Here is a 12,669-nt window from a genome sequence, read left to right as displayed (position 1 = left end):
ACATTAAGAATAAAAATAATATATTATGTATTAAAATACATAAAGTTCGAGAAAGGGGCTTTACATTGAAAATCTGGTTTTATGAAAAAACGGCACAATTAGATGACTTGCTTGGTATTTGGGACAATGTTCCAACCATCCCGCGAATTGGTGAAAAAGTGGAGATTTTGAAGACGGTCCGCACTGTTACAGATATTAAATATGTAAAGAACGGTAATAATTTTCGTGTGGAAATTATTACAAATTAAAAAGTAGCTCTTAAGGAGCTACTTTTTAATTATCTATTATGTGCTTTCTTTATAACGATTTTATCGTCTTCTACAGATACTGTTACATAATCATTTTCTTCTAACCGAAGCTTATTTACAGCCTCATCTGGTAACTCTATGGCCATCAATCTATCGGTTACGATCACTTGACTATACACTTCATTTTCTTGTGATGAATTCACTACTTTTTGCTCATTTATAAAACGTACTGGTGGCACGCCAACTTCTTTTACTGTACGCCATTGTTTCCAAACATACGGAATTAACCATAGTAATCCAACAACTGTAAGACCGATACCAATCCATAAATTACTTTGCGCTTGTAATTCAGTAATTGAGATTGTACCACTTTCTTCTCCACCGAAAAATTGCATACTTGTTGCAATCAAATTATTTAGAGCGTGCACAGCTATATTCGTCCATATATTTTTTGTCTTTATGTATAAAAGACACATAACGACACCAAACATGAACGCACCAATAACATCAAAATGTCCTAGGCCAAAAATAATTGAAGATATAATTACAGCTTTTTTAATTCCCCATTTATGAGCCATTCGCTGTAAGAAAAATCCCCTAAAAATAACCTCTTCCATAATAGGTGCTAACACACATGCTGAAATGAAAGTAAATATCGTCATATATACGTTACTCGTATTAATAACATTTCCGTCTTCTAGCATAGTAACTAAGAAATTCGGTAACGTATGTGCTAATATGTAAAATTGAATCTGAGATATGCCAACTGAAAAAATCATCCCCATTATCGTTGCTAATACAATTAAGCCCCAAGATAAACGTCCTGGCTTATCAAAAAAACTGTTAAATACAACATTATTTTTATTTGTTTTTACGTATAGCCAAAGTAACGGAAATACAAAAAATACAGTTATTTGTGAAATAACCTCCATCGTATTCTCAGAAACATTTGCTAGACCTAATGGTATCATTATAAGGAACACCCCTATAATCATCCATCCAAAAAAGCTACGTAGCCTTATACGTGAAAATGCATAGTGCATATAGAACACCCCCAAAGATAGTAAAAATAAAATAAAACTTTAATCAGTACTTTATAGGCAATCCTTTCCCTATAAATAGCAGGATAACTAAATTATAATATGAATATAGTTGAAATCCTTCCTATTTTTCTCAAATCATTTCAAACAGCATAGCTCTTAAAATACCATATCGCTGTTCTTCAAGTTGCAATCCAAGTGAAATTTATGTAATAAAAATCCCCGTTTTTACAAGCGGGGATTTCTTTTATTATAATACGTCACGTTTTTGGAATAATGCACTTGATGCTACAAGTAACACAACAAAGTATGCAGCTACAAGTAATAATGAAGTTGTAAACGTAAATTCTGTAAATGTTGGTTCTATTCCACCATTGATTAATTTATTACTATCGTAAGCTCTTAAATCCAAATGGTTGAATACTACAAACTTCGCTACACCTTTTGCAAACATTATTAATACCATGTTAATTGCACCTTGTAAGAAGAATAGGAACATCGTAATAATTAATGGTAATACAGACTTTCTAAAGACATTTGCTAGGAAAAATGCAAGTGTTGCAAAAAAGAACGGTGAAAGTAGTTGATATAAAGTGGACTTCATTACGATTCCTAACGTTAATTCTGTTTTACTACCATCCATTACAATACCGCCAATAATCATTGCAATTAGCATACCAGCTAATACGATAAATAACATTGCTAATAACACTGTAATATATTTAGAAAATAAAACTGCAAGTCTTTTTCTTGGACGGATTAACAATTGTTTAATTGTACCCTTTTGGAACTCATCAGTAAGAGTACGGGCAGCAAGTGTAATCCCAAAAATCGTTGTAAATAAAACAATTAAGCCAATCTCTGAGTTTGCATAATCTAAATATGATCCCTTAAACTCATCACCTTTTCCCCACTTCAACATTGCTAAAGTACCTAAAATTTCGAGTGCCGCAATGACACCAATTAAAATATACATACCTTTTTTCGCATGCAACTTTAAAAATTCATTTTGAATTAATTTAAACATTATGCTTTCACTCCCCCAGTAATCGCTAAGAACTCATCCTCTAACGTTTTATTTTGAACAGTAACTCCGTATACAAGCACATCAGCATGAACAAGTTTTTTTACAAGTTGCGGAATGTTGTCTTTTGTTACAGATGCTACAATTATATTCCCTTTTGCTTTACCTTTAATGATTTCATTTGCTTTCTGAACTTCATCTACTTCAAACGCTACAACGACTGCCTCATCATGTTTCACTTTTTCATGTAAGTTGTACTCTTGTACAAACTCACCTTGTTTAATAATAACAACGCGATCACACATTAATTCAATTTCACTTAATAAGTGACTTGATACGATTACAGCAATATTCTCTTCTTTCGCTAAACGTTGTAAATAATCACGAATTTGGCGAATACCAGCTGGATCTAATCCATTTGTCGGCTCATCTAAAATTAAGATTTTCGGCTGATGAAGTAATGCTTGTGCAATTCCTAAACGTTGTTTCATACCAAGTGAATATGTTTTCACCTTTTTATGAATCGCATGCTCTAATTCAACAAGCTTTACAATCTCAGCAATACGCTCTTTACTAATTGGAGTAATGGCCATGTTCGCAAAATGCTTTAAGTTTTGCATTCCTGTCATATAATCATATAGTTCAGGATTTTCTACAATCGCTCCAATTTGCTCTAGTGCCTTTTCACGCTCCGAGCGAATACTATGTCCACAAATTGTAATATCGCCCTCTGTCATTGAAATAAGACCTGTCATCATACGGATCGTCGTCGTCTTACCGCTACCGTTCGGTCCAAGGAATCCGTATACTTCTCCTTCACGAACCTCAAATGATAAACCACGAATAATTTCCGTTCCACCAATCCTTTTTCGAACATTCTCTAACTTTACTACTACGTTTCCCAATGCTGATTCCTCCTTTAGACTTCTAGTTTTTTATCGACTATGTGACCTGTAACTACTAGTAATATAATTGTTAATAAACAATTAAAAAATAGATTTAAAATTGTAACCTCTGTACCAGAATAAAATGATGTATTTAAAAAACCATTTTGATCTATAAATCCAATATTATTTATAGCAAACACATACTTTTCTATTTGCTGAAAAATATACGTTATTCCTCCATTAAATACGGTAAAAATGACGAATAAAACTAAACAAGCAACTTTATTCATCGATGATTTCACATTTAATAGTTTTACAATTACTATAATAAAATAAATAGAAACTAGCATATTAAGAAAATCTAGTCCCCATAAGAAAATAGATAACATATGATGTAATATTCCATAATTATATAAACTGTGTATTGCTTGCTGAATACCTAAATTAGTTTTTCCATTGTAAATATTTAAAGAAAAATAGTATAGAAAAATGATTCCTATTCCTAGCAAAATCATAAAGAGTAGTACACAGAATAAAATATTTGCACATATGTACTTTTTTGCTGAAATAGAAGTATAACGTAGCATAGAGTTTTTTAACATTTTCCGAAAAGACGATATACCTGTTAAAAGAATTGCAAATCCATTTATACCTAGTACGATAAAGAATATAATAATAATTATATCTTGCCTACCTGAAATTCTAACTCCTGAAACTCCTTTCATATTAAATAAAAGAATTAATGAAACTGTAATAAAACCAAAGTAAATAATGGCTATCTTTCTCTTATTACAATTATACAGATAAAGAAAAAGCTGACTCATTTCTCATAGGCCTCCTTAAACAGCTCATGTACTGCTTTACCCTTTTGAAATCGTAGTTCTTCCACATTTTCATGTAATATTATTTCTCCATCTTTCAAAAAGATTACTTCATCAAATATATTTTCGATTTCTCTTATTAAATGAGTCGATATAAGTAGCGTACAATCTTCACGATAAAATTTAAGTATTAACTCAAGTACATGTTCTCTAGAAACAAGATCTATCCCGCCCAATGGCTCATCCAGTACGTATAGCTTCGCTTTTCGAGAAAATGTTAAAATGATTTGCAGCTTCTCTATCATACCTTTTGACAATGCTGTAATTTTTTCTTCTAACGGTATTTTAAATTCTGTAATCGTATCTACCGCTTTTTGAATATCGAAATCTTTATAAAAATCCCGGTAGAAAAATAAAGCGTCTTTTACAGTCATCCAATCATCAAAGACTGGCTTATCGGACATGAATGAAACGATTTCTTTCGTCTGTAATCCTACCTTTTTACCGTCTATTGTGATACTACCTTCAGAAGGGTGTTGCAAGCCTGCAATCATTTTCAATAACGTCGTTTTCCCGCTCCCGTTATCTCCAACAAGCCCAACGATTTTCCCTTCCGTAATCTCTATGTTTAATTCACGGATCACTGCTTTTAATCCGTATCTCTTCCATAAGTTTTCTATTTTTAATAGCTCTGTCATTGGCTCTCCTCCCTCTTATCATGTAATGAAGAACGAAGAATTGTAAGAATTTCTTCTTCTGAAAAACCTAAATTGTCCATTCCATCTATAAAAGAATGAAGTAATTCTTTCGCCATCTCTTTTCGCAGCTCCATAATTTTCTCCCCTTCATTCGTTACATACCGTCCCATTCCTCTACGTGTTACAACAACTCCATCCCGTTCTAGCTCTTGAAATGTACGCTGAATCGTATTTGGATTCACTTGTAATTCACTCGCTAATTCACGGACAGAGGGAATTTTATCACCAGGCAATAAATGTCCTGTTACGATCTCTTTTTTTATGTATTCCATTACCTGAATGTAAATTGGTATATTTGGAGAAAACTCTATTTTCATTTCTTCCCTCCTTTCGTATCGGTGTACTAGTTAAATAATACACTGATACAAAAAGTTTGTAAATACCCATTTAATTACAAAAAGTTCTATCCGTTAACCGAATAGAACTTCCCAAACATAAATCGCTATATAGAAATAATAGTGTTATGTAAACAAAATTATAAAGAAAAGCTGTCTTATCAATGAATAAGACAGCTTTTCTTTATAATCCTATATTAAAAGTTAAACACGAAGTCATCGTCAGCTAACTTTTCAACGTTCGTTGCTTTTACGTAACCATTTCCTTTTACAGAGAAGAAATCATGGTTTTTCGTATCTGTACGTAAACCATTTAAAACGATTGGGTTAATTTCTTCTTCTTCAAACTTCGGCTCAAGTCCTAAGTTCATAAGCCCTTTATTCGCATTGTAACGAACGAAACGATTTACATCTTCTACAAGACCGATAGAAGTGTAAATTTCTTCTGTATAGGCCATTTCAATTTCATATAGTTCCATTAATAACTCTTGTGTTTCTTTTTGCACTTCTTGTTGCTCTTCTGCAGAAAGTTCTGCGAAGATTTGTTGTGCTAAAATACCGACGAATACGCCGTGTATTGACTCATCACGAATTATCAAGTTGATAATCTCACCACTTGCTGTTAGTTTTCCTTGACCAGCTAAGTAAAGCGGATAGAAGAATCCACTATAGAATAAATAACTTTCTAAGAACACACTTGCTACCATTGCCATATATAGCTCTTTTTTCGTTACTTCAGGCTTTAACAAACGACGATAGTAACCAGTAATAATACCGGCCTTTTTCTCAAGTAACGGATGATTGTCTACCCAGTCAAAAATATCATCAATTTCTTCTTCAGTAGCTAACGTTGTAAAGATATGACTGTAACTCTTCGCATGTACTTCTTCCATAGCTCCCATGAAAGCTAATACACTTTTCGCTTGTAAATTTTCAAGATGAACAAGTACAAGTGGCATTCCTTCGCCACCTTGTTTCGTATCTAAAAGTGTTAAACCACCTAATACACGCTTATAAGCAATTTGCTCTTCTTTCGATAATTGCACCCAAGTATTTTTGTCAGACGAAACCGCAATTTCTTCTTCTGTCCAAAACTGAGCGATGTTTTGCTTCCAAAACATTAAACTAAAATCATCTTCTTTTTTGTTCCAGTTTACCGCACGCATTAAATCGCCCCTTCTCTAAATATGATAACTAAGCATGAGCAGGGTTCAGAAAACCCTGCTCATCATGTCTCACTTTTTATATTAAACGGTACAAGCCACACACTCTTCCACGCTTAGTTTACGTGTTCTCGTATAATACAGACTCTTTAAGCCTTTTTTATGTGCATAGATGTAGTAACGTGCTAATTCACGTGTTGAAATATCACTATTAACGTAAAGAATTGTACTAATTCCTTGGTCAATATGTTCTTGAATTTCTGCGATTAAATCAATTAATTTAAACTGATTCATATCGTAAGAAGATTTATAGTACCAGAACGTATCTTTTGATAAATACGGCATTGGATAATATGTTGTCGCGTTCGCATATGTTCTTGATTCGATTTGACTTACGATCGGCATTACGCTTGAAGTTGCATTTTGAACGTAACTGATTGATTGTGTTGGAGCAATGGCAAGACGATATGAGTTGTATAAACCATTCTTCTGCACTTGCTCTTTTAAACTTGTCCAATCTTCTTTTGTCGGAATATGAATTCCTTCAAATAGTTGCTGAACTTTTTCAGTTACAGGACTGTAATCTGTCGTTTCATACTTTTCGAAGTATGTGCCATTCGCATAATCAGATTTATCGAAGTCTTTAAATGTCTCGCCTTTTTCTGTAGCGATTTCCATACTTTTCTCAATAGAATAGTAATTTAACATCATAAAGAATGTACGAGCGAATTCTTTCGCTTCTGCACTTTCATAAGCGATTTTATTTTTTGCTAAATATCCGTGTAAGTTCATTGCTCCAAGTCCAACTGAATGAAGCTCGTCATTTGCTTTTTTCACAGTTGGTGCATTCGGAATAATCGTCATATCAGAAACAGCTGTTAAAGCTTCCATTCCCGCATGAACTGCTTCACGAATTTCTTTATTTTCCATTACGTTTACGATATTTAACGATCCTAAGTTACAGTTAATATCACGACGGATAATGTCATCTGTACCGTAATCATTTATTTCTGAAGTTTCTTGAAGCTGGAAGATTTCTGTACATAAGTTCGACATCTTCACAGTTCCAATATCCTTCAATGGATGTTGATTATTTGCATTTGATTTAAACATTAAGTATGGGTAACCAGACTCAAGCTGAATCATAGCGATTTTAATAAGCATATCACGTGCACTAATATCTAGTGGCTTCTTCTTCACTTTCGGATTGCTCATTAATTCATCGTACATTTCATCAATGTCAATATCATCTAAATGCTTGCCATATTCTTTATAAACCGTATAAGGCGCGAAAACATGGAAAGGTTCGTTTTTCTCAGCAAGCTCAAAGAACTTACTTGGAACGATAATTCCGATTGATAGAGACTGAATACGACTCTTCTCATCGGCATTTATTTTTTTTGTATCAAGGAATTCAATAATATCCCAATGGAAAATGTTTAAATATACTGCACCGGCACCTTTTCGTTGGCCAAGTTGATTCGCATATGAAAACGAATCTTCAAGCAATTTCATAACAGGTACTACACCACTTGCAGCGTTGTCGATACCTTTAATTTGCTCACCACGTGCGCGTAGCTTAGATAAGTTTAAAGCTACTCCCCCGCCGATTTTCGATAATTGCATCGCAGTATTAATGTTAAAGCCGATCGAATTTAAGCTATCGTCCATCTCTAACAAGAAACAAGACACCATTTCTCCTCTTCTGCTTCTTCCCGCATTTAAAAAGGTTGGTGTCGCTGGTTGGTAGTTTTGTTTTACAATCATGCTTGCGAATTGTCTTGCCTTCGAAACATCACCGCGTCCTAAGTATAATGAAACAATTGCTACACGATCTTCATAGCTTTCTAAGTATTGTTTTTGATCATTCGTTTTTAACGCATAATCTTTGTAGAACTTAGATGCTGCCATATAAGATTGGAACTCGAAGTTTTCACCATAAGCGATGTTATATACTTCCTCTACTTCCTCCAAGCTATACTCGTCCAGAACGTTGTAATAGTAATCATGTTCTTTCATATACTCCATTCGCTCTGCCACGCTATTAAAAGGAACGGTATTCTCTCTAGCTTCTTCCATAAAGACTTCTAATGCCTCTTTATCTTTATGAAGCTGATAAAAACCGTCCTGCATTTGCGTGATTTCATTATTCAGTTCAATGTGTCGCAATCTCCCGCACCCTTTCCTTAAAATATTCTACATCGTTATTTGTTCCAGATAACTCAAATTTTGATACAATAGGCACTTCATATTTAGTAGAAATCTTGTCAGCACTTGCACCGAACATGTCTCCCCAGTTACGATTGCCGCTTGCAGATACGCCTTTTAATTTTTCATTATTGCGCTCTAAAAAGTCTAAAACACGTTCTGGTACATTGCCAAAACCTGTTGTATACGTAATAAGAATAAAGTCTTCATCTATTACTAGATCTTCATCAATTTGAACGGCCGGCATATTTAATTTGTGAATGAAACGCTTCACGTTTCCTGTCATAGAATCATATGCAACTAACATTTCCGACCCTCCCTCTCAAATCTATATTCTCTATATGTTGTTCTCGATTTCTCTATATATTGTATTACGTTTCAAAATAAGACACAAGATATATGTATAAATTCTTTCTTTTTTTAACTTTTACTTTTCGACATGATAGCCGTTTTTTTTCAATACAATGACTATGAAACAACATTCTAAAACTCATGTCAATAAAGTGCTTTTCAAAAAAGTTGTCAACGAATTTAACCTTATTTTTAAAAAAGTTAACAATATATTTTGTCATAAAACGGTAGATGCTGAAGAAATATATTTCTCCAGCATCACGCAAAAAAGAACAGATATAAAACGATAATCTGCTCTAAAAAACGATTACATTTATCAAATTTACCTTATTAAATATATTATACATATACTTTCGTCTCTCGTTACATACTAAAAGATAACTATTATAGAAAAAGATTATTATTATGGAACTTCAATTTATTTATGAAAAGTTTATTCAGAGTGCTCAATACGCAAAATATCTTTTACAAATATGTGATGTGGATTTTCATCTTTATCAAGCATTGTACATACAGGAGCCTCTTCATCAAAGTATACAATCATTCCTTCTACATACTGATATGTATGTTGAACTTGTACAGTTACTTTAATTTCTATCGCTTCTTCATATGCTCTTTTTATTTTCTGAAGCATTTTTGCTGAACATTTTCGTTTCTCTGGATACATAACCATTCCCATAAATCTATTGCCGGCTCTATCTTTCCACATATAATCCCAATGTGGTAAAATGCCTTGTTTAAAATCGCCCATAATTCCCCTCTCCTTTATCTTTTATTTATCCCGCATTAAACGTCCAGTTGGTGAAGGTTACTAATCAGTGAGGGATGCCCTGCTGATCAAAATTCCCCTTTATGAACGTGGCGTTTCTGAATATGTATAAATCACTTGCCCGCCTCGCTGTGCGTTACCAATGAAATGCTTAAAGTCTTCTCTATTTACAACAACTTCTCTGAACGTATAAAATACATCTTTCGTAACAACATACTCCGTTATTTCACCATTTTTCAGCTGATCTAAAATTGTATTTGCTAATTCTTTATCCATGTATTTCACCTCTCTGCAATATTTTATTCTATCGTATATTCTATAGGTCAACAACTGTAAAATTATCCCGCTATTTGCGGGTAGTCCGATTGGTGTTGACTACTAATCAGTCGTGGAATGAACAAAAAATCTTACTGATTAACATTTCACTTTATCTTGTTGTTATGCCATGATTTTATTTTCGTTATTTCGCAAACAATATCGTTTTACTATATGTCCACTAAATATCATATACTAACATAGCTACTTCTCTATATCAAACATTTCGGCATTCAATTATGCAAAGTTCCATACCACTATGCTACAATATACAAATAGAACTAGGAGGGATACTATGATTCGGAAAGCAAAAAAGACAGATGCAATGGCAATAGCTCCTTTATTGTATAATGCTCTGCATGAAATTGCTGAAAAAATCACAGGTAGCACAGTTGAAGCAGAAGTATTACTAGGACTTGAGACATGGTTCTCAAAAGAAAATAACCGTCTGAGCTACGAAAACTGTTTTATTTATGAACAAGACGAGAGTGCAGTTGGAATTATTGTCGCTTATCACGGTAGTGAAGCAACACAGCTTGACGCACCAATTGTACATCACTTAAGAGAATTACATAAAGATGAATCGATTACGTTAGAAAAAGAAGCTGAGCTTGATGAGTATTACATTGATACATTATCAGTTTCAAGTGCACACGGTGGAAAAGGTATTGGTTCTAAATTAATTGAAGCTGCCGAAATCTATGCAACTGAAAAAGGGCATGAAAAAATCGCTTTACTTGTTAATTTAGAAAACACACGCGCCTATTCACTATACGAAAAGTTAGGTTATAAAAAAGATGAAATTGTTATGCTAGTAGGCGAACCTTATGCTCATCTCGTAAAACCATTAAACGTCAAAATTTCTATATCTTAAAAAGAAAGCACACGATTTATATAAATCGTGTGCTTTTATGTTAAATTCGTATTTAATATATTTCCATCCATCGCCTCGTGAAACGTATATGTTGTACATCCCCATGGCTTTCTATGCAAAATAGGAGAACCAGACCATCCCATTGCCCTCAGCTCCGTTCCAATCATCGAATTAAAATAATTATGACCTACAAGAGCAATACTTCCATGTACGAGAGCATAACGATGTAACAGGTAAGCCGCTTGCCTTGCCCTCTCTCTTACTTCCTTATAAGACTCAACATCTTTATGGTAGCCAAGTATCCATAATGTGCGCCCAATGAACATCCATACCTTAATTGTGCATTTCAACCACTTCGGAGCAAAAAAGTATGAAGGAACTTCAGCTTCTCTAAAAAGAGAGTTTTGCATAAAAGATAAAGAATCCGTTAATTCAGCTGCTGATTGTACAGCACGCCTTTGATCACTTGTTAAGACAAATTTCGCTGCTTCAATTGCCTCTATTGTTTCTATCGGCATTTTAGCTTTTTGTATCATTGACTCGGAATCATACTGTTTCATCCATTCGTGAAATGAATTAATTGTCACCGGTTCTCTTATACGACCTAAACAACCATGACGAATAAAAGAAATCTTCATTCTTTTCACTCTCCATTCATCACTTACGAACTCTATTATGCACTAGTTCTAAACATCATACCACGCAAGAAAAGAAAGTCATATACCTTTACATCTCCCCACCACTATCATGCGTTATCGAAGCATGGATACCATCCATCCCATCAAAATATGTACTCGTATCATATTGACGAATCTTTTTTAAATGCATATAAGAAAATAAAAATAAAATTAAAGCTATAACACTCCCCACAAATTCAAACATCATTTTACCGCCTCTAATTTCTCCCACTTCAGCAGGTTATTCTACTTTTTCATTATACCTCGATATAAAGATTCCCGCATTTTTGCTATTTTTTTCAAATAACATGGATTTTCTACATATTTTCTTACAAAAAGTGAATATTTTTCGAATTTTTACTTTGGAAACATTTACAAAGTAGGAAATATGGTTCAAAATAGGAGGAAATAAAAAAAACCCAAATTTATTCTTTTTTTGGGAAAACTGTAACAAGGAGAGTTGCTTATGCAGATCGCAGAAACTGGAGATATCATCGAATTTAAAGGTGGAATGCAAGGCCGTGTTCAAAAAGTAAATCAAAACTCTGTTATTGTTGATATAACAATTATGAAGAATTTTAGAGAACTAGATATGGAACCTCTTACAGTTGTAAGTCATAAAAACTATACTGTCATTAATCAAAATGCATAATATAATAGAAAGAAAGGGCCTGTATAGTATACAGGCCCTTTCTTTCTATTAACGATTATCAATTGTTTCCGGATATAGATCGTGGTTCATCATGCGGTAGTCAGCCATTTGTTCATACTTCGTCCCTGGGCGACCGTAGTTGCAGTATGGATCAATTGAAATGCCACCACGTGGTGTGAATTTCCCCCATACCTCAATGTAACGTGGATCCATTAATTTAATTAAATCGTTCATAATAACGTTCATGCAATCTTCGTGGAAATCACCATGATTGCGGAAACTAAATAAATACAACTTTAAAGATTTACTCTCTACCATTTTTTGCTCTGGAATATAGCTAATATAAATTGTTGCAAAATCTGGTTGTCCTGTTTTCGGACATAAACTTGTAAATTCAGGACAATTGAATTTTACAAAATAATCACGGTTTGGATGATTATTATCAAATACCTCTAATATTTCTGGGCTATATTCAAATAAATATTTTGTATTTTGATTTCCTAATAATGTTACATCTTTTAAATCTTCATCTAATCTTCCAGTCATT

Annotated in this window: 17 protein-coding genes; 3 read left to right on the top strand and 14 right to left on the bottom strand. The window is 33.6% G+C overall.

Features of this window, described 5'->3' with window-relative positions; translation table 11 throughout:
- Window positions 1-65: 65 nt before the first annotated feature.
- Entirely contained in the window at window positions 66-248 is a 183-nt protein-coding gene (locus ACW0JX_RS06950; RefSeq protein WP_000707107.1) for a DUF3913 family protein, read from the top strand.
- Window positions 249-277: 29 nt separating this feature from the next.
- Here ACW0JX_RS06950 and ACW0JX_RS06945 read toward each other — a convergent pair whose 3' ends face one another.
- The 11 genes from ACW0JX_RS06945 to ACW0JX_RS06895 form a co-directional block, all read right to left on the bottom strand.
- Window positions 278-1,291 (bottom strand): CPBP family intramembrane glutamic endopeptidase, encoded by a 1,014-nt coding sequence (locus ACW0JX_RS06945; RefSeq protein ID WP_095691179.1) that lies wholly within the window; start codon window positions 1,289-1,291, stop codon window positions 278-280.
- 247 nt (window positions 1,292-1,538) lie between these two features.
- Window positions 1,539-2,315 (bottom strand): ABC transporter permease, encoded by a 777-nt coding sequence (locus ACW0JX_RS06940; protein WP_459245525.1) that lies wholly within the window; start codon window positions 2,313-2,315, stop codon window positions 1,539-1,541.
- Window positions 2,315-3,217 (bottom strand): ABC transporter ATP-binding protein, encoded by a 903-nt coding sequence (locus ACW0JX_RS06935; protein ID WP_459245524.1) that lies wholly within the window; start codon window positions 3,215-3,217, stop codon window positions 2,315-2,317. The genes ACW0JX_RS06940 and ACW0JX_RS06935 overlap by 1 nt, the downstream gene beginning before the upstream one ends.
- 14 nt (window positions 3,218-3,231) lie before the next feature.
- A complete protein-coding gene (locus tag ACW0JX_RS06930; RefSeq protein ID WP_242806160.1) occupies window positions 3,232-4,023 on the bottom strand; it encodes an ABC transporter permease in 792 nt (263 codons plus the stop codon).
- Window positions 4,020-4,718 (bottom strand): ABC transporter ATP-binding protein, encoded by a 699-nt coding sequence (locus tag ACW0JX_RS06925; protein ID WP_459245523.1) that lies wholly within the window; start codon window positions 4,716-4,718, stop codon window positions 4,020-4,022. Before ACW0JX_RS06925 ends, ACW0JX_RS06930 begins: the two co-directional genes overlap by 4 nt.
- Window positions 4,715-5,095: a GntR family transcriptional regulator gene (locus tag ACW0JX_RS06920; protein WP_000687503.1), complete on the bottom strand. Its 381-nt coding sequence runs from the start codon at window positions 5,093-5,095 to the stop codon at window positions 4,715-4,717. Before ACW0JX_RS06920 ends, ACW0JX_RS06925 begins: the two co-directional genes overlap by 4 nt.
- A 215-nt stretch (window positions 5,096-5,310) precedes the next feature.
- Window positions 5,311-6,279, bottom strand: a complete 969-nt coding sequence (gene nrdF / locus ACW0JX_RS06915) for a class 1b ribonucleoside-diphosphate reductase subunit beta (RefSeq protein WP_001203025.1) — start codon at window positions 6,277-6,279, stop codon at window positions 5,311-5,313.
- Between the two features lie 81 nt (window positions 6,280-6,360).
- Entirely contained in the window at window positions 6,361-8,445 is a 2,085-nt protein-coding gene (gene nrdE / locus ACW0JX_RS06910) for a class 1b ribonucleoside-diphosphate reductase subunit alpha (RefSeq protein ID WP_001215839.1), read from the bottom strand.
- Window positions 8,432-8,791, bottom strand: a complete 360-nt coding sequence (gene nrdI, locus ACW0JX_RS06905) for a class Ib ribonucleoside-diphosphate reductase assembly flavoprotein NrdI (RefSeq protein WP_000959447.1) — start codon at window positions 8,789-8,791, stop codon at window positions 8,432-8,434. The genes nrdE and nrdI overlap by 14 nt, the downstream gene beginning before the upstream one ends.
- Window positions 8,792-9,268: 477 nt before the next feature.
- Entirely contained in the window at window positions 9,269-9,586 is a 318-nt protein-coding gene (locus tag ACW0JX_RS06900) for a hypothetical protein (RefSeq protein WP_000502199.1), read from the bottom strand.
- A gap of 99 nt (window positions 9,587-9,685) precedes the next feature.
- Entirely contained in the window at window positions 9,686-9,880 is a 195-nt protein-coding gene (locus ACW0JX_RS06895; RefSeq protein ID WP_000356686.1) for a hypothetical protein, read from the bottom strand.
- 334 nt (window positions 9,881-10,214) lie between these two features.
- Between ACW0JX_RS06895 and ACW0JX_RS06890 the strand changes: the two genes are divergently transcribed.
- Window positions 10,215-10,793, top strand: a complete 579-nt coding sequence (locus ACW0JX_RS06890; protein ID WP_000619547.1) for a GNAT family N-acetyltransferase — start codon at window positions 10,215-10,217, stop codon at window positions 10,791-10,793.
- A 35-nt stretch (window positions 10,794-10,828) separates the two neighbouring features.
- On the opposite strand, the gene ACW0JX_RS06885 is transcribed toward ACW0JX_RS06890, so the two are convergent.
- Window positions 10,829-11,431 (bottom strand): histidine phosphatase family protein, encoded by a 603-nt coding sequence (locus ACW0JX_RS06885; protein ID WP_144465516.1) that lies wholly within the window; start codon window positions 11,429-11,431, stop codon window positions 10,829-10,831.
- Between the two features lie 88 nt (window positions 11,432-11,519).
- Window positions 11,520-11,675 (bottom strand): hypothetical protein, encoded by a 156-nt coding sequence (locus ACW0JX_RS06880; protein WP_000461432.1) that lies wholly within the window; start codon window positions 11,673-11,675, stop codon window positions 11,520-11,522.
- Window positions 11,676-11,936: 261 nt separating this feature from the next.
- On the opposite strand from ACW0JX_RS06880, the gene ACW0JX_RS06875 reads away from it, so the two are divergent.
- On the top strand, window positions 11,937-12,122 hold the full coding sequence (locus ACW0JX_RS06875; protein ID WP_001165082.1) for a YkvS family protein: 186 nt from the start codon (window positions 11,937-11,939) through the stop codon (window positions 12,120-12,122).
- Window positions 12,123-12,170: 48 nt separating this feature from the next.
- Here the strand turns inward: ACW0JX_RS06875 and queF are convergent, their stop codons facing one another.
- Window positions 12,171-12,668, bottom strand: coding sequence for a preQ(1) synthase (queF, locus tag ACW0JX_RS06870; RefSeq protein ID WP_001986050.1), 498 nt, complete (start codon window positions 12,666-12,668; stop codon window positions 12,171-12,173).
- Between the last annotated feature and the right edge of the window lies 1 nt (window position 12,669).

It is taken from the genome of Bacillus sp. C-3-6, from assembly GCF_054509685.1.
Note: the sequence above shows the minus strand (reverse complement) of the source record. Positions and strands in the feature narration are given on the sequence as shown.